This window comes from Methylomonas montana (assembly GCF_030490285.1).
Taxonomy (GTDB): domain Bacteria; phylum Pseudomonadota; class Gammaproteobacteria; order Methylococcales; family Methylomonadaceae; genus Methylomonas; species Methylomonas montana.
The window spans coordinates 2,156,524-2,173,479 of record NZ_CP129884.1; the positions used below are offsets into that span (position 1 = coordinate 2,156,524).

Sequence of the window (16,956 nt, forward strand, 5' to 3'; positions counted from 1 at the left end):
GTACAATGCTTTTTTATTTGAGCGGTCACTTTTAGCCAATGGCGCAATTTTTTGAAATTCACCCGAAGAACCCGCAGCCGCGTTTGATTCAACAAGCGGTCAATATCCTGCGGAACGGCGGGGTGATTGTGTATCCGACCGATGCTTCATACGCGCTGGGTTGCCAGATCGGCGATAAGCAAGCGATGGATCAAATCCGCAGCATCCGCCGTCTCGATGATAATCATAACTTTACCCTGTTGTGCAACGACTTATCTCAGGTGTCGACTTTTACCAAAATGGGTAACGACGCCCACCGTTTGATTAAAAAGCTGACGCCAGGGCCGTTCACTTTTTTATTGGATGCGACGCGGGAAGTGCCGCGGCGTTTACAACACCCGAAAAAGAAAACCATAGGCGTCAGGATTACCGAACATCCGGTCGCCCAGGCCTTGGTGGAACAACTCGGCGAACCCTTGCTGACTTCCACGTTGATGATGCCAGGCGAAACTGAAGCGTTGGCCGACCCTTATGAAATCAGAAAAAGATTGGAAAAAGAGTTGGGCCTGGTGATCGATGCCGGCGTTATCAAATATCAACCGACTACCGTGATCGCCTGCGGCGACAAGACCATCGAAATTGTCAGACAAGGTATCGGTATTGCGCCGATGTTGGAGTAAAAAGCGATGATGGATGAATTAACGCTGATACAGCGGATCGTGGTGTGGATTTTGCCGGTAGTGTTTGCGATTACCGGCCATGAAGTGGCGCACGGTTGGGTAGCGAAATCGTTGGGCGATAACACCGCCGCCGACCAAGGCCGCTTGACACTAAACCCGCTGAAACATATCGATATATTGGGTACCTTGATTATTCCGGGCTTGTTATTGCTGACCTTCACCGGCTTTGTTTTCGGTTGGGCCAAGCCAGTGCCGGTTGATCCCAGAAGGTTTAAAAATCCCAGACAAGGCATGGCTTTGGTGGCCATAGCCGGACCTTTGTCCAACCTGTTGATGGCAGCGGCTTGGGCCTTGCTGGCCAGATTAGGCGTGATGCTGGAAATCGAGTTTATTTCCTTGCCGTTGATCTATAGCGGGGTGGCGGGCATCAGCATCAATTTGGTATTGGCTTTGATCAATCTGTTGCCGATTCCGCCCTTGGACGGCAGCCGGATTTTATCCGGACTGCTGCCGGAGTATTGGGCTTGGCAATACAATCGCTTGGAGCGTTTTGGTTTTATCTTTTTGCTGATATTACTGGCCACCGATGTGTTGCAATACATTTTGGCCTATCCGATGTATTACGCTCAACAATGGTTTTTTAGCCTGGCGGGAATGTAGTTTTGAACGAAGCTGCTTTACCGGTCGAAATCGCGTCGCCGCCTCTGGCGCTGGTGCAAGGCCAGCCCTACCAGGATTTGCCGGACGATCTGTACATTCCACCGGATGCGCTGGAAGTATTTCTGGACGCTTTCGAAGGGCCTTTGGATTTGCTGTTGTATTTGATTCGCCGCCAGAATCTGGATATTCTCGACATTCCCATCGCCCAGATTACCCGGCAATATATCGCTTACATCGAGATGATGGATCATCTGCGGCTAGAGCTGGCTGCCGAATATCTGGTGATGGCCGCGCTGCTGGCGGAGATTAAATCGCGGATGCTGTTGCCCAGACAGCCGGAAAGCGAAGAGGAAGAAGAGGACCCCAGAGCATTTTTGATCCGCAAACTACAGGAATACGAAGCGATCAAAAAAGTCGCGGAAGAAATCGATTTGCTGCCCAGAAACGAGCGCGATACTTTCGAATTTGGCGTCGATACCTCGACCGTGGACGTCCAGCAAATTCTGCCGGATGTGCAACTCAAGGAACTCCTGCTGGCCTTCCAGGACATATTGAAGCGTGCCGAGAGGCTTAGTCACCATCACATAACCAAAGAACCCCTATCAGTCCGTGAACGAATGGCAGCCATTTTGGAAAAACTTAACCAATCGGATAACCACCTCTCTTTCGCAGCATGTTTTGCCCGAAGTGAAGGAAAAAACGGAGTGGTTGTCGCGTTTCTTGCCGTCCTTGAACTCAGCAAAGAAGGAATCATCGACATCTTCCAGTCCGAACCTTACGCCGGCATCCAAGTCAGAATCCGCGTCGATAGCGGCTCCGGGGACTGATCCACAGCTAGCCGAAACTGTCGTCGATGTTATTCCCGCAGCCAAACCCAGAGCGCCCCGCAAGCCTCGCATCAAACCCGAGCCGGTTACGATATTTGTTCCGGTCAAACGGCGAGCCGTGCGTTTTCCGGCTATCTGGTCGAGCGAGCCGCGCGTTCCGGTTTTTCAAGCCCTCGATCCGCGCGGCCTCGTCGTTTTGCCTGAGCCCCATCGGCGAGCAGTGCGCTTGCTGCCGGTTTGGCGGAGTAACTGGCAATCGCCCATGCCGGAGGCTGCGGCCGTTAGCGAGTCTCGGCGCGCAAGCCGTTTACCGCAGCGTTGGGCAGAGATTATTCGCGCCAGCACTTACCAACCCATCCTGGTCGAACGCCACCGACTACAGCCCGACATAATTAAAGAGTGCGACATGAACACCAAGCGCATCGTAGAAGCCATTTTGTTTGCCGCCAATCGACCGATGACCATCAAACAGATTCAGGAAACCTTTCCGGAACTGGAACAGCCCGATACCTTGTCGGTGCAAATGGCCTTGGACGACATCGCCCGCGACTATGCCGATCGGCCGATCGGACTCCGGCAATTGGCCAGTGGTTACCGGTTTCAGGTGCGCGAAGGTCTGTCGCCTTATGTAACGCGCTTATTCGAGGAAAAGCCCGCGCGTTATTCGCGCGCGCTACTCGAAACTTTGGCCATCATCGCCTATCGCCAGCCGGTGACGCGCGGCGAAATCGAAGACATTCGTGGTGTCAGCGTCAGCAGTTCCATTGTGCAAACCCTGTTGGAACGCGAGTGGATTCGCGTCATCGCCCATAAGGAAGTACCGGGCCGGCCGGCCTTATTCGGCACCACCAAACAATTTCTGGATTATTTCAATTTAACCTCCTTGAGCGAATTACCGACCCTGGAAGAAATCGTCAATTTCGATTTCGGCAATTCGCCTCAACCGCAACCCGAGCAGGACCACAGTGAAAGACCGCAAACCGCCGAGATCGAACAACCCGTCAGCCCCGCAGGACAAACGGACCCAGAAACCGCAATCTCGGAAACCGAGTTCGGCGCCCAAACCGAAGCCGGCAGCGGCGCCGAAAACCTCACCCTCCACTAATGCGCCCGTAGAGGGCGGCGAACGTATCCAGAAATTACTGGCGCGGGCCGGGCTTGGTTCTCGACGGGAAATCGAACGCTGGATAGAAGAAGGCAAACTCACCGTCAACGGTAATCCGGTGCAACCGGGCTACCATTTAAAGCCTGAAGACCATTTGCAAATCAACGGTCGGATCGTCAAATGGGAAAAATACGCCGAGCAGCCGACCCGCGTGCTGGTCTACCACAAGCCGGTCGGCGAACTAGTCACCCGCCGCGACCCGGAAGGCCGGCCGGTGATTTTTACCCAGTTGCCGCGCTTGCAAGTCGGCCGTTGGATTGCGGTCGGCCGGCTGGATATCAACACCTCCGGCTTGATCCTGGTCACCAACAACGGCGAACTGGCTAACCGTTTGATGCACCCGTCTCGCGAAGTCGAACGCGAATACGCGGTGCGGATATTAGGCGAAGTCGACGACGCGATGCTGGCACGCCTGAAACAAGGCGTACAACTCGACGACGGTCCGGCCCATTTCGAAGACGTCAGCTTCTACGCCGGCGAAGGTGCCAACAAATGGTTTTATGCCACGGTGAAGCAGGGCCGCAATCGTTTGGTGCGGCGCTTGTGGGAATCGCAAGGCGTTAAGGTCAGCCGCTTGATCCGGGTTCGCTACGGCGATGTCGGCTTGCCGGAGCGGGTTAGGGCGCATTCGTTTTACGAGTTGGAGGCTAAGGAATTGCAGGGGTTGATGGAGTTTGTGGGGTTGTAGCTTAGATTTGGTTTGCGAAAGTCAGGGCTTGAACGAAGATGGAGCTGTTAAGAATTGATAGACGAATCTAAACTCTAAATGGAGGGGCATGCTGTTACACTCGTGTCCACACGGACTTTTTTGTTTGCATAAACAATGATTCGCTATCGCGAAGCTTGATTGAATGCCGGTTCTCGCACCGGCAGGCGAGATACTTTCTTTTGTTCCGCCAAAAGAAAGTACCCAAAGAAAAGGCGGCCCGAATGCCGCTTGTTTCCTGCGTTCCTCACTTTTGCTAGGGGTTGCCGAAAGGGGCATCCTGCCCCTTCGGCAACGTGCGGCGTCCCTGCCGCACCCCTTGCGGGCTATTCCTATCAAAAGCTCCGGTACTCGGCGCGGCATACGGGGAAAACCCAACCCATCGCGAATTTTTAACGCCAACTTTGTGTGGGTTGGGTAGGAGCGATAACGGAAACCCAGCTTGTTCAGCCATGTAGGCCGGAATAAGCGTTAGCGTTTCCGGCAAACGTGTAATTGCCAGAAACGCCTATCGGCTTATTCTGGCCTACACTAGGACGGTAGTTTTTGTCGGAAATGTCTGCCTTGGACTAGGCTGAAAAATAATCTTACACCGGGTAACTAATGGGATTATGAGCAATTATAGGCGGTTGTATATTCCTGGCGGTTTGTATTTTTTTACTGTGGTGGCATATCGTCGCCAACCGATTTTCGCCTATATTCAGCGGGTTGCGTTGCTTCGGCAGGCGTTTCAAGAGGTTAAATGCAAACGACCCTTCGACATAACCGCTGCCGTCATTTTGCCTGATCATTTGCATTGTCTCTGGCTATTGCCGGAGGGCGATTTCGATTATTCAACCCGGTGGCAAATGATTAAAACTGCTTTTTCTCGAAGAGTTTCGGCGAGTGTGAAAAAAGACGGTGCAAAAACCATTTGGCAACCACGTTTTTTCGAGCATTGCATCCGTGACGAATCGGACTTTAATAAGCATTTGGATTACATCCATTACAACCCAGTCAAACATGGTTTGGCTTTGTCTCCCGCGGAATGGCCGCACAGTTCGTTTCAACGTTTCGTAGATGCAGGGTTTTATCCCGCCAATTGGGGGTGTGCCTTGGCTGCGGATATTGCGGACTTGGACTGCGAGTAGTCGAGTTGGGTTAAGGGATAAAAACCATTCTCTTAAAATTTTGGTGTTTCAATGAAAGTCCCGCGATTTACTCTCCAAATCGCCGATCCAGTTACTCCAATCCTCCAATTTGCCGGCCACCAGATGTAGCACGCCGTCTTCTTGCTGGATGGTGCCGGTTACCACCGACAGCAGGCGGGCTTTCAGCAAGGGTTTGCGCTGGGCCAGGGCGGTGGCGGGCCAGACCACCAGGTTGACTTGGCCGGTTTCGTCTTCCAGGGTGACAAAGGTCACGCCGGAGGCGGTCATTGGCCGTTGCCGGCAGATCACCAGACCGGCAACCTGGGCGATGCTGCCGTTGCGTCGTTGCCATAAGGAGGCGGCGGTGGTGACGCCTCGGCGGCGCAAACGTTCGCGCAGCAGGCCCAAAGGATGCTCGCGCAGACTGAGCCGGGTGCTGGCATAGTCGGCTAGTACTTCCTGGCCCGGCTTGGGTGGTTTTAACAGTGGAGCGGCTTCGGCGATGATGGGCACGCCAAATACCGGTGTGGATGCTTCCACGCCGCCGGCGGCCCAAAAGGCGCGATGCCGGTTGCCGGCTAGATTTTTCAACGCATCGGCCGCCGCCAAGTATTCTAAATCCTGTCGGCCCAAATCGGCGCGAGCCGCTAGATCGGTGACGCTGGTAAATGGTTGCTGGCCTCGGAATTGGACAATCTTGGTCGCCGCTATTGCCGATAAACCTTTTACTTGATTAAAACCCAAACGTAAGGCTGGCGCGGCGTTTGCGGGAAACTCCAATGAACATTGAGACAAACTGCTCTGCACATCCACCGGCCGCACTTCCACGCCGTGGCGGCGGGCATCCTGTACCAGTTGCGATGGGCCGTAGAATCCCATCGGCTGGCTGTTCAGCAAGGCGCAGCAAAACGCCGCCGGATGATGGCGTTTCAGCCAGGCTGACACGTAAGCCAGCAAGGCAAAGCTGGCGGAATGCGACTCCGGAAAGCCGTAATCGCCAAAGCCTTTAATCTGTTGAAAAATCCGCTGGGCGAATTCGGCGATGTAGCCGCGCGCCCGCATACCGTCCAGCAATTTACGTTCGAACGGCTCCAGCCCGCCCTTGCGTTTCCAGGCTGCCATGGCTCGGCGCAGTTGATCGGCCTCATCGGCGGTAAAGCCGGCCGCGACCATGGCTAGTTGCATGACTTGTTCCTGAAAAATCGGTATGCCCAGCGTGCGTTCCAGCACGGCTTGGACTTCCGGGCTGGGATATTCGACTTCCTCCAATCCCTTGCGGCGGGCCAGATAAGGATGCACCATCTCGCCCTGAATCGGGCCGGGGCGGACGATGGCGATTTCAATGACCAGATCGTAATAATTGGCCGGCTTCAGGCGCGGCAGCATGGTCATCTGCGCCCGCGATTCGACTTGGAACACGCCTATGCTGTCGGCTTGTTGCAGCATGGCGTAAACGGCCGGGTCTTCGGCGGGAATATCGGCCAAGGTCCAAGCTCGGCCAGTGTATTCGCCGAGATAGACCAAAGCCTTGCGAATCGCGCTAAGCATGCCCAGCGCCAGTACGTCTACCTTCAACAAGCCCATCGCTTCCAGGTCGTCTTTTTCCCATTGAATCACGGTGCGCTCGGCCATCGCGGCATTTTCCACCGGCACCAAGCGCGAGAGTTCATCGCGAGCGATCACGAAGCCGCCGACGTGTTGCGACAGGTGGCGCGGAAAGCCTTTGATTTGCTCGACCAGCATAGCCAAGCGTTGCACGGGGGGACTATCCGGGGCGAAGCCACATTCTTTTAAAGACTCCGGCATTAGCCGATAGCCGTCCCAACGATCCACACTATCGGCCAGACGCTCGATTTGCGCCAGGTTCAAACCCAAGGCTTTGCCGACATCGCGTACCGCGCTGCGAGTCCGGTAAGTGCTCACCGTGGCGGCCAACGCGGCACGGTGGCGGCCGTATTTTCGATAAATGTATTGAATGACTTGTTCGCGGCGCTCGTGTTCGAAATCTACATCGATGTCCGGCGGTTCGTTACGTTCTCGAGACAGGAAGCGCTCGAACAGCAGGTTCATTCGGCTCGGGTCGACTTCGGTGATGCCTAAACAAAAACACACCGCCGAATTAGCCGCCGAGCCGCGGCCTTGGCAGAGGATGCCTTGTTCGCGAGCGTATCTGACGATGTCGTGTACGGTCAGAAAATAAGGCTCGTAGACCAGGTCGGCGATCAAGCTTAGTTCGTGCTCGATCTGCTGGCGCACTTTGCTGGGCTCGCCAGCCGGCCAGCGCTTGCTTATGCCGGCTTCGGTTAAATGCCGCAGCCAGGATGTGGGGGTATGGCCGTTGGGCACCAGTTCCTGCGGATACTCGTAACGCAATTCATCTAATGAAAAGTGGCAGCGTTCGGCAATAGCCAAGGTTTGTTGCAGCCATTCCGGCGGATAGAGCTGGGCCAAGCGAGGCCGGGGGCGGAGATGCCGTTCACCATTGGCAAACAAGGCATAGCCCAATTGCGATAGGGGTTGGCCGAGGCGAATCGCGGTGAGCGTATCTTGCAAAGCCCGGCGCGAACGGCGATGCATATGCACGTTATTGCAGGCGACTATCGGGATGTCCAATTGCATGGTTATGGCTTCGGCCTGTTTTAAACAGATTGCGTCTCGGCCCGATAAAAATCTGCCGATCCCCAGCCACAGATCGTCGGCAAATAACTGTTTCAGCCAGAGGCCATCGTCTTCCCGGTGTTGATCGTTGGCTAACCAGATTGCCAGACAGCCTTGCGGAAAATGTCCGGCTAAATCGGTCCTGGTTAGCCGATAGCTGCCTTTTGCGGCTTGGCGGCGAGCTAGGGTGATCAAGGCGGACAGGTTGCCGTAGCTGATTCTATCGGTCGCCAGCAATACCAGTTTCAGACCATCTTCTAAGACAAATTCGCTGCCGATGATCAGTTGAATATTGTGCTTTCGGGCTGCCAGATGCGCGCGTACCACGCCGGCCAGCGAGCATTCGTCGGTCAGCGCCAGCGCCTGGTAACCTAGCCGAGCGGCTTCCGCGACCAGTTCTTCCGGGTGCGAGGCGCCGCGCAGGAAGCTAAAGTTGGACAGACAGTGCAACTCGGCGAAACCAATGTCCAGCGCGCCGGCATCATCCGAACAGGCCATGCAGAAACCACTGTTGTTTGGCGTTTAAGTCTCGATAAACCCACAGTTTGCGGCCGCGCTTATCCTTGGCGATGTGATAGTCGCGGCGTACCGGTTGATCGTCCCACCAGCCTGATTCGATGCGTTCCGCCGCGGATAGCAGGCGAATATCGCCGAGCCGCACTGGTTCGGGATACGGCAGCAGCCACAAAGGGCGCGGCGGTAAGTGGGAGTTTGAAGTTGATATGGGTGACTGTGTAGTCATCGCTCGTTCAGGCCGATGATCGTTTTGCGTGGCTAGGAATTTCAAGGACTGGTGTCCCAGTCTGGCCTGCAATTGATCCAAGGTCGCCTGCCATTCGGCTTCGCCGTTGGGCTGTTCGTGGTCATCGAACAAGCTGAAGCGCTCTGGTTGAAACGGGGCTATGGCCTGGCTGATCAGACTGACGGCCAGCACCGGTGCCGGTAATGGCGAACGTGCCAGTTTTTCGTATAGCAAGCTGCACCAATGTCTTGGGTCGCGGTTGCCGGCGCGAAAATCCAATGCCAGCCGAGTGGCCGGGCGGCCGTGATGGTGCAGTTCCAGGACGATGCCTAATGTCGTGGCGTCGCGGGTTTTCAGAAACGCCGCAAATTCGTCGGCCAGTTGTTCGATGGCCGGAAAGAAATGTTCGATACGTTCCAGTTCTATCGGCATCTCGCGGCTGGCCTGAAAACGCGGCGGACTATGAAAGGCTTGTAAAACTTGGGTTTGCCGGCCGGCCAGCCTGTCCAGTTGTTGCAGCAAGCCGGCGCCATAGCATTTGGTCAGGCCGTCGCGCGGTAAGCGCCACAGGTCGGTGAGTTGACGGATGCCGGTGCGAAATAGCCTGCGTAAGATTTTATCGTCCAGATCCAGGGCGGCGATAGATAGCGGCCCCAGTGTCGAGCGTAAGGCCAGGCGGTCGATGACGATGTTTTCCAGGCTAAGTTTGGCCAGTAAGGTACTGGCGGTTGGGGAAGGGCTAATGGCAATGAGGGGACGATGCCCGCTGGTTTGTAGCACGAGTCTCAGCTTATCTCGCAAGCTCTCCGCACCGCCGAACAGGGTCAGGCAGGAACCAATTTCCAACAGTAAGCAGTCCGCTTGATCCAGGCTGACCCAGGGGCTGAAATCCAGGGCAATGTCGGCTAATTGTTGTAATGCCTGGCGTTCGGCTAGCGGATCTCGGTTGCGGATGATCAAGCCCGGACACAGGGCTAATGCGGCGGCGGGGGCCATGCCCGGTTCGACGCCTGCTTGTCTAGCCGGGTCCGAGACTGCATGCAAGCGAGTTTGGCCTTTGTGCTGCATCGAACTGGCGACGGCCTGATCTAAATCCAGATGCAGTGCTGCCAAAGCCAAATCGGGAAAATAGGTGCATAGCCAAAGTTGGCTATTGGCCGCGTTGGGTTTGGCGGCGGCATCGAATCGGTCCGCCGGTGTGGGCGATATTCTTCTGGCAGTCGCGGCCATGGCCATGCCTTATAGCGGCAGAGTTAAAGACGCGCACTGCAAACTGCCACGCGCCTTCATAATGTGTAAGGCCAGGCCGGTCTCTGCGGGCCTGACTTCCAGACGCAATGCCGTGTAGCCGGCACCGGTACGTTGCTTCGGAAATAGCACCGCCAGTGCTGATCCGACCTCGGCCGCCAATTGCAAGCGCCGGATCTGGTGGTCGCTGAGCCGGCGTGGCCAAGCCAAGGTCATGCCGCAGCGGCCGCTACGCAGCAATTTTTCCACGCTCCAAGGAATGTCGGCCTCTTGCCGGCAGTCCACTACCAAAACATAGGCTAAATCGATGCCGGCCTGTAGCAAGGCGGGTGCATAGACTTGCTGCGGCGGTGCGATCCAGGCTATCCAGCGTTTGGCTTGTGTCATGCAGGACATGGCCGGTAGCAGTAAGCGTAATTCGCCGCTACCCAGGCAGGGAGATAAGATTTCCAGCACGCCGCCCAAAGGCCAGCCGCCGCCGGGTAGTATGGCATCCAGTTCAGGAAAGCCGGTGGCAACGACCGGCCAGGCTTGGTTTTCCGAACGCAATCCGCGCCAGATTCCGGTTTGGGAACGCAAGAGTTGGTCCAATGCGTTTGCGTTCATAGCCCGCCACGGATCACGCCAACCACCACGCCTTCTATCGCCAGAGGCTCGCGCTCCAAATCGACTTCGATCACCGAAAAATCCGGGTTGGCCGGTTCCAGAAAGGCTTTAGCGCCGTCTAGCCGTAGCCGTTTCACTGTCGCTTCATCGTGAATCCGGGCGATGACGATTTGACCGTCGCGCGCTTCCGGCGTGCGCTGAACGGCCAGTAGGTCGCCGTCGAGAATGCCGGCATCGCGCATGCTCATGCCTTGTACCCGCAGCAAGTAATCGGCGCGGTTATCGAACAACTCCGGCCCCAGTCGACAATAGCGTTCGATATGTTCTTCGGCCAGAATCGGCTGTCCCGCCGCCACCCGGCCGACCAACGGTAGGCCTTGATCGGGAGTCGGTTTCAACAGGCGGATGCCGCGCGATGCAGCCGGTACCAGCTCGATCGCCCCTTTACGTGCCAAGGCCTGCAAGTGGCCGCGGATGCTGTTGGTGGAACGCACGCCAAAGGCGTCGGCGATTTCGGCAATAGTCGGCGGAAAGCCTTCCTGTTGCAAGGTACGCTCGATGAAGTTCAGAATTTCTTGTTGGCGGTCGGTGAGTGGTTTCATACGGCTTTTATAGTTACTGCTTTTATGAGCAGTATAGTGCCGTCAGCACGATCGCTGCAACTAGCTTATCGTCGATTTTTTAGAGTCTTGGCAGTGGTGGCTACTAATGGCCTGAGGTTGAGCGTGTGCCAGAAGGTGTCCGAGCGTAACAGCAAAGGAACAAAGGTAGGCAAATGCCCAGTTAACCCAAGTGTTTAGAGGAAAATGCAGAGAGATAGATGGCGGATTTTAAAAATCTCAATCCGGTTCCAACACCCGAAACAACATTTCCTTAACGGTCTGCGGGTCGAAGGGTTTGTCGCAAATTGCCGACACGCCGGCCTTGTGAATGTTGCTGAGGCGGGTTTCGTTATCTTCGCTGGTCACCATCAAGATCGGCACGATGGAATTGCCTAAGTCCTGGCGGATGGTTTTAATCAATTGTTGGCCGTCCATCACCGGCATATTGTAATCGGTGACGATCAGATCGAAGGCATTCTGATCCTGGCTGAACAGGTCCACGCCTTCCTTGCCGTCCTGGGCTTGGGTAATCTTGACGATACCCATATTGTTCAGGACGCGGTTGATATGCTTGCGGGCCAGCGCGCTGTCGTCTACCACCAGGACCCGCACGTTTTCGACATCGTAATGTGCCAGGCTGATTTCTTGCGGATCGATGAACTCGATAGTGGCGCGCAAGGCATTTTTTAAGTCTTCGTGGGCGAAGGGTTTAGGCAATATAGCCACGACGCCGGCCTGGCGGATGCTATCCAGTACCGCGAAGCTGGACTCGCTGGAAATCAGCATAAAGGGGATATGGCTCAAGGCTTCGTCTTCCCGCAGATATTCGACCAGTTCGGTGGCCATCATATCCGGCAAATAAAGGCTACTGATAATCAAGTCCGGGCGATGATTTCGCAAAGTTTCCAGGGCTGCCGCCGCATTGGCGACCCCTTCGATTTGGGCAACCCCTTCGTTGCGCAGATGCTGGACGATGACTTTCAGTTGAGTCGTCGACGGTTCAATCAGCAGGATCGACAGGTCAGCGATATTGATGGCATGCATAATGAAATGGCCTGGTTATTGTTATTCGGAATGGCGTCAAGTATCCGGCTGTGGAAAAAAAATCCCCATGGTGTAGCCGGCGAGATTAAAATTGCGCGTTGATTCGCCGATAGGCAGGCGACATTTCACGCTTCAGGATAGACCCAAACAGACATGATTCAAGAAACCCTCATTACCACCGTCAATCTTCAGGGCGAAGTTCACATCGCGCCGATGGGGGTGCATGTTAACAAAGATCAGTGCATTATCTTGCCGTTTCGGCCATCGACCACCTTGGATAATATGCTGAAAACCAAAACAGCGGTCATCAATTATTGCGATGACGTGCGAATTTTTGCCGGCTGTCTGACCGGTCGCCGTGATTGGCCCTTATTGCCGACTCGGCAAATCGAGGGTTATTATTTGGCCGATACTTTGGCGCATGCCGAACTGAAGGTAGTGAGATTGGAAGACGACGACACTCGTCCGAAGTTGTTCTGTCAGGCTGTGTACGAAGCTAATCATAGCCCGTTCCAAGGCTTCAATCGGGCGCAATATTCGGTGCTCGAAGCGGCGATTTTAATCAGCCGGCTGGACCGCTTACCGTGGGAGAAGGTTCAAGCCGAATTGGATTATTTGCGCGTCGGCCTGGACAAAACCGCCGGCGAGCGCGAGCGCGAAGCCTGGGGTTGGTTGATGGAGGCTATCGAGCAACATCGCCAGGGAGTTGCAGCATGACCGCAATGCTGGCCAGCGTGAATAGTCTGGCGGAAGCTTTATTGGTTGAAGCCGCCGCTGTTGATATCATCGATTTGAAACAACCGGCACAGGGCGCCTTGGGAGCGCTGGATGTGGCCACGGTGATTGAGATTATCGGCCATTTACAGCTGGCGACCCGTGTTAGTGCGACCATCGGTGATTTGCCGATGTTGCCCGATTTGGTGTTGCCGGCCACGCAAGCCATGGCGGCTACTGGCGTGGATTATGTGAAGATCGGTTTTTTTCCGGGCGGCGACTGGCAAGCTTGCATCGACGCTCTGCAAACCGTCGCCGATCAAGGGCAGGCATTGGTGGCGGTATTGTTTGCCGATACCCATCCTGATTTTACGATTATTGACGCCTTGGCAAGGGCCGGATTTCATGGCGTGATGTTGGATACGATGGACAAGCAATGCGGCTCGCTGACCCAACTGATGAGCATCGAACAGTTGCAAACCTTTGTCGATATGGCGGATAGTCGAGGTTTGCTAAGCGGTTTGGCCGGGTCGTTACGCGCCGAAGACATTACTCATTTATTGCCCTTAGCGCCGGATTATTTAGGATTTCGAGGTGCCTTATGCATGCGGCACTGCCGCACCGCGCAACTGGATGTCGCGCAAATCGACGCGCTTAGAGTGCATTGGCGGGCCTTGGCCGCTTGACGATTACCCGCTCGGCCGCGTCTGATACTTTTCTGGCCCACCTGGCCGCAGCACTTTTTTTGACGACTATTATCTTTGATTTGACACATCGGCTGGCGGCGCCCAGTCTTTAATAATTCGGTTCGACGAGCAAAGGGCATGAGATGACAGCAGGACAGCACAGCGAACAAAACCACGCAAGGTGGTTGCTTTGGGTTGTGTTGGGGTTGCTGCTGATTCAGCTGCTTAGCGCTTATCTAGGATTTTCGGACGGCTGGCTGCAACCCGTCACCCAGACTCTGGCGGTGCATAACCTGATGGAAGGCGTTTCCATCGTCATATCCGCTTTGGTGTTTGCGGTGGGCTGGAGCGTCTATCACAAGGAAAATTCTGCCAACTTCATGATACTGGCCTGTTGCTTCTTAGGGGTGGCCATCCTCGATTTCATGCACACCTTGTCTTTTGAGGGCATGCCGGCGTTCATCACCGAAAGCGATTCGGAAAAAGCCATCGCTTTTTGGTTAACGGCCCGTCTGTTTGCGGCGGTCGGTCTGTTGGCGGGGCTGTTGTCGCCGGCCTGGCGCTTGATTGCAATGACACGCTGGTTGATATTGAGCGCAGTGTTGCTTGCTAGCGCGGCGATCTGTTGGCTGGTGTTTTACCATCAAGCCTGGCTACCGCATACCTTCGACCCGAACGACGGTCTGACACCTTTTAAAAAGAACTGCGAATATCTGCTGGCCGGGATCTACGGTTTTGCCGCGCTAGGTTATTTATGGCAGACCCGGCACGGGCAATCCCACGATGCCGGCGGTTTAGCCGCAGCGGCGGTTGTGATGGCGATGAGCGAGCTGTTTGTGACGTTTTACGTCAACTTCCACGATTTATTCATCCTGCTTGGCCATTTATACAAGGTTATTGCCTACGCCTTGATTTACCGTTCGGTTTTTCTGAATAGCATTCAGCTGCCTTACCAGCAGTTGTATCGAGCGCATCAGGCCTTGTCGGTCAGCGAAGCTAAATTTCATGCCATCATCGATGAATCGCCGATTGCTTACGTCCTGCACGATACGCAAGGCAATATCACCTATTTGAATCCGGCTTTCGTCAAGACCTTCGGTTATACACTGGAGGATGTCCCCAGCTTGGCAGAGTGGTGGTGGCTGGCGCATCCCGATATCGAATATCGCCAGCAAGTCATCAGCGGCTGGCATGAGCATCAACGCTTGCATAGCGGTGCTACCGACCGAGCCTCTGCGCCGCAAGAGTTAAAAGTATGCGGCAAGGACGGCAATTGCCATACGGTATTGGTTAATATTGTCCTGCTCGACAATGCCTTGTCGGGTAATCATTTACTGATTTTGCACGATATTTCCGACCGGGTGGAAGCGATGCGCAAGCTGGCCGATTCGGTGAATATGCTGGAAACCGTCATTAATACCATCCCCAGTCGTGTGTTCTGGAAAGATCTAAATTTCCGTTATTTGGGCGCTAATCGAGCCTTTTGCCGTGATGCCGGGCTGGCTGGGCCGGCCGAATTGATCGGCAAACTGGATAGCGAGCTAGTCTGGCGGGATTGCGCGCCCTCGTATTTGGCCGACGACAAACAAGTCATCGACAGCAATACCGCCAAATTGGATTACGAAGAAAGTTTGAGCGGTCTGCAAGGCGAAACCATTTGGTTGAGAACCTCAAAAGTACCCTTGCGAAATTTACAGCAACAGCTGATTGGGGTGTTAGGCGTTTACGACGATATTTCCGCCCGTAAGCATGCCGAAGAGGAAATACAGTTAGCGGCGCTGGTGTATATGAACAGCAGCGAAGCGATGATGGTGACCGATGCCAAGGGCACCATCATTACTGTCAACCCGGCTTTCACCAGAGTCACCGGTTATTTGGCCGAAGAAGTGATCGGCAAGGTATTCGCGAGCTTGACCTCGGATCATCACGATCAAGCCTTCTATAAAACCGTGTTACGCGTGATCAATACCACCGGACAATGGGCCGGCGAAATTTGCGGCCGCCGCAAGAACGGCGAGGATTGCATACAGTGGGTGACCATTAATTCCATCCTCAACGAAGCCGGTGGCGTGCATCGCCGAGTGGCTTTGATTGCCGATATCACCGATCGCAAGAAATCCGAGGAATTGATTTGGCGGCAAGCAAATTTCGATCCGCTCACCGGTTTGCCGAATCGGAATATGTTTATGGACCGGCTGCATCAGGAAATCAAGAAAGCTTTCCGCAAGAACCACCGCGTCGCGTTGATGTTTCTGGATTTGGATCGTTTCAAGGATGTTAACGATAGCCTGGGGCATTTCATGGGCGACATTCTGTTGAAAGAAACGGCGCGCCGGCTCCACGAATGCGTTCGAGATTCCGATAGCATAGCCAGATTGGGGGGCGACGAATTCACCATTATCCTCGGCGAACTGGACCATACCGAAGGCGTGGACCGGATTGCCGGCAATATCCTGCAGAAGATCGCGGAACCTTTCCGGCTAGGCAACGAAACCGCTTACATTTCCGCGAGTATCGGCATCGCCGTCTATCCCGACGATGCGATGGACTCCGATGCCTTGTTTAAAAATGCCGATCAAGCGATGTATGCGGCTAAAAATGAAGGCCGCGACCGTTACCATTATTTCACGTCTTTGATGCAGCAAAACGCTCAGCAGCGCATGCGTCTAGCCAACGATTTGCATGTCGCGCTGGCCAGGCAGCAGTTTTTACTGTATTACCAGCCGATTGTCGCGTTTGCCACCGGCAGCATAGTCAAAGCGGAAGCCTTGCTGCGTTGGCAGCATCCGACGCTAGGCATGGTCAGTCCGGCGGAATTTATTCCGGTCGCCGAGGATACCGGGATGATCGTCGATATCGGCGATTGGGTGTTCGACAGCGCCGCGCGGCAAGCCAAGCAATGGCGGCACGCTTTTAATCCGGATTTTCAGATCAGCATTAACAAGTCGCCGGCGCAATTTCGTAAACAAACCGCGACGCAGAGCCAATGGCTGGATTTATTGGCGGAGCTGGAGTTACCGGGGCAGAGCGTGATTGTCGAGATTACCGAAGGCTTGTTATTGGATGCCGGCGTCGCAATCCGCGAACACTTGCTGGGCTTCCGCGATGCCGGGATACAGGTGGCCTTGGACGATTTCGGCACCGGTTATTCGTCTCTCGCCTATTTGAAGAAATTCGACATCGATTACATCAAAATAGACCAATCCTTCGTGCGGAATCTGGCAACCGATTCCAGCGATATGGCCTTATGCGAAGCGATTGTGGTGATGGCCCACAAGTTGGGTATCGAAGTGGTGGCGGAGGGCATAGAAACCCAGACACAATACGATCTGTTGCAGCGGATGGGCTGCGATTACGGTCAAGGCTATTTAATTTCGCAGCCGGTTCCCGCCGATCAGTTCGAGGCACTATTCGACCAGACGCCTAACCGTGCCGTCTGACCTCGAGACACGCTAACTTTCGCTAGGCTGGCTATTGCCACAAGACTCGGAGACCCGTTTGCCGTGGTT

Annotated in this window: 14 protein-coding genes; 9 read left to right on the forward strand and 5 right to left on the reverse strand. The window is 54.9% G+C overall.

Annotated features, from left to right (window positions below; genetic code table 11):
* Positions 1-38 precede the first annotated feature (38 nt).
* The 6 genes from QZJ86_RS10060 to QZJ86_RS10085 all read left to right on the forward strand — a co-directional run bounded on the left by QZJ86_RS10060 (position 39) and on the right by QZJ86_RS10085 (position 5,147).
* On the forward strand, positions 39-659 hold the full coding sequence (locus QZJ86_RS10060; protein WP_301938640.1) for an L-threonylcarbamoyladenylate synthase: 621 nt from the start codon (positions 39-41) through the stop codon (positions 657-659).
* A 6-nt stretch (positions 660-665) separates the two neighbouring features.
* A complete protein-coding gene (locus QZJ86_RS10065) occupies positions 666-1,319 on the forward strand; it encodes a site-2 protease family protein (protein ID WP_301938642.1) in 654 nt (217 codons plus the stop codon).
* Between the two features lie 2 nt (positions 1,320-1,321).
* Positions 1,322-2,146 (forward strand): segregation and condensation protein A, encoded by an 825-nt coding sequence (locus tag QZJ86_RS10070; protein WP_301938643.1) that lies wholly within the window; start codon positions 1,322-1,324, stop codon positions 2,144-2,146.
* 262 nt (positions 2,147-2,408) lie between these two features.
* Positions 2,409-3,251 (forward strand): SMC-Scp complex subunit ScpB, encoded by an 843-nt coding sequence (scpB, locus tag QZJ86_RS10075; protein WP_320415846.1) that lies wholly within the window; start codon positions 2,409-2,411, stop codon positions 3,249-3,251.
* 25 nt (positions 3,252-3,276) lie between these two features.
* Positions 3,277-3,999: a 23S rRNA pseudouridine(2605) synthase RluB gene (rluB, locus tag QZJ86_RS10080; RefSeq protein WP_301938947.1), complete on the forward strand. Its 723-nt coding sequence runs from the start codon at positions 3,277-3,279 to the stop codon at positions 3,997-3,999.
* Positions 4,000-4,628: 629 nt separating this feature from the next.
* Positions 4,629-5,147: an REP-associated tyrosine transposase gene (locus QZJ86_RS10085; protein ID WP_301938644.1), complete on the forward strand. Its 519-nt coding sequence runs from the start codon at positions 4,629-4,631 to the stop codon at positions 5,145-5,147.
* Positions 5,148-5,195: 48 nt separating this feature from the next.
* On the opposite strand, the gene QZJ86_RS10090 is transcribed toward QZJ86_RS10085, so the two are convergent.
* The 5 genes from QZJ86_RS10090 to QZJ86_RS10110 form a co-directional block, all read right to left on the reverse strand.
* Positions 5,196-8,303, reverse strand: a complete 3,108-nt coding sequence (locus QZJ86_RS10090) for an error-prone DNA polymerase (RefSeq protein ID WP_301938646.1) — start codon at positions 8,301-8,303, stop codon at positions 5,196-5,198.
* Entirely contained in the window at positions 8,287-9,777 is a 1,491-nt protein-coding gene (locus QZJ86_RS10095) for a Y-family DNA polymerase (protein WP_301938648.1), read from the reverse strand. The genes QZJ86_RS10090 and QZJ86_RS10095 overlap by 17 nt, the downstream gene beginning before the upstream one ends.
* Positions 9,778-9,786: 9 nt before the next feature.
* Complete coding sequence (gene imuA / locus QZJ86_RS10100; protein WP_301938650.1) at positions 9,787-10,401, reverse strand: translesion DNA synthesis-associated protein ImuA; 615 nt, start codon at positions 10,399-10,401, stop codon at positions 9,787-9,789.
* Positions 10,398-11,003, reverse strand: coding sequence for a transcriptional repressor LexA (gene lexA / locus QZJ86_RS10105; protein ID WP_301938651.1), 606 nt, complete (start codon positions 11,001-11,003; stop codon positions 10,398-10,400). Before lexA ends, imuA begins: the two co-directional genes overlap by 4 nt.
* A 237-nt stretch (positions 11,004-11,240) precedes the next feature.
* The gene (locus QZJ86_RS10110) at positions 11,241-12,047 is read right to left on the reverse strand and encodes a response regulator (RefSeq protein ID WP_301938653.1); all 807 of its coding nucleotides are present in this window, start codon (positions 12,045-12,047) and stop codon (positions 11,241-11,243) included.
* A gap of 153 nt (positions 12,048-12,200) precedes the next feature.
* Here QZJ86_RS10110 and QZJ86_RS10115 point away from each other — a divergent pair, with 153 nt between their 5' ends.
* From QZJ86_RS10115 to QZJ86_RS10125, 3 genes are all read left to right on the forward strand, one after another.
* Positions 12,201-12,764, forward strand: coding sequence for a DUF447 domain-containing protein (locus QZJ86_RS10115; protein WP_301938654.1), 564 nt, complete (start codon positions 12,201-12,203; stop codon positions 12,762-12,764).
* Positions 12,761-13,447, forward strand: coding sequence for a (5-formylfuran-3-yl)methyl phosphate synthase (locus QZJ86_RS10120; protein WP_301938655.1), 687 nt, complete (start codon positions 12,761-12,763; stop codon positions 13,445-13,447). The genes QZJ86_RS10115 and QZJ86_RS10120 overlap by 4 nt, the downstream gene beginning before the upstream one ends.
* Before the next feature lie 143 nt (positions 13,448-13,590).
* Positions 13,591-16,887 carry a bifunctional diguanylate cyclase/phosphodiesterase gene (locus QZJ86_RS10125; RefSeq protein ID WP_301938656.1) on the forward strand — a complete coding sequence of 1,099 codons (3,297 nt, stop codon included), beginning with the start codon at positions 13,591-13,593 and terminating at the stop codon, positions 16,885-16,887.
* The last annotated feature ends 69 nt before the right edge of the window (positions 16,888-16,956 follow it).

Coding starts and splice junctions, on each gene's coding strand:
- QZJ86_RS10060 (WP_301938640.1), top strand. CDS start 39: ATGGCGCAATTTTTTGAAATTCACCCGAAGAACCCGCAGCCGCGTTTG.
- QZJ86_RS10065 (WP_301938642.1), top strand. CDS start 666: ATGATGGATGAATTAACGCTGATACAGCGGATCGTGGTGTGGATTTTG.
- scpB (WP_320415846.1), top strand. CDS start 2,409: ATGCCGGAGGCTGCGGCCGTTAGCGAGTCTCGGCGCGCAAGCCGTTTA.
- QZJ86_RS10085 (WP_301938644.1), top strand. CDS start 4,629: ATGAGCAATTATAGGCGGTTGTATATTCCTGGCGGTTTGTATTTTTTT.
- QZJ86_RS10090 (WP_301938646.1), bottom strand. CDS start 8,303: ATGGCCTGTTCGGATGATGCCGGCGCGCTGGACATTGGTTTCGCCGAG.
- QZJ86_RS10095 (WP_301938648.1), bottom strand. CDS start 9,777: ATGGCCGCGACTGCCAGAAGAATATCGCCCACACCGGCGGACCGATTC.
- imuA (WP_301938650.1), bottom strand. CDS start 10,401: ATGAACGCAAACGCATTGGACCAACTCTTGCGTTCCCAAACCGGAATC.
- lexA (WP_301938651.1), bottom strand. CDS start 11,003: ATGAAACCACTCACCGACCGCCAACAAGAAATTCTGAACTTCATCGAG.
- QZJ86_RS10110 (WP_301938653.1), bottom strand. CDS start 12,047: ATGCATGCCATCAATATCGCTGACCTGTCGATCCTGCTGATTGAACCG.
- QZJ86_RS10115 (WP_301938654.1), top strand. CDS start 12,201: ATGATTCAAGAAACCCTCATTACCACCGTCAATCTTCAGGGCGAAGTT.
- QZJ86_RS10120 (WP_301938655.1), top strand. CDS start 12,761: ATGACCGCAATGCTGGCCAGCGTGAATAGTCTGGCGGAAGCTTTATTG.
- QZJ86_RS10125 (WP_301938656.1), top strand. CDS start 13,591: ATGACAGCAGGACAGCACAGCGAACAAAACCACGCAAGGTGGTTGCTT.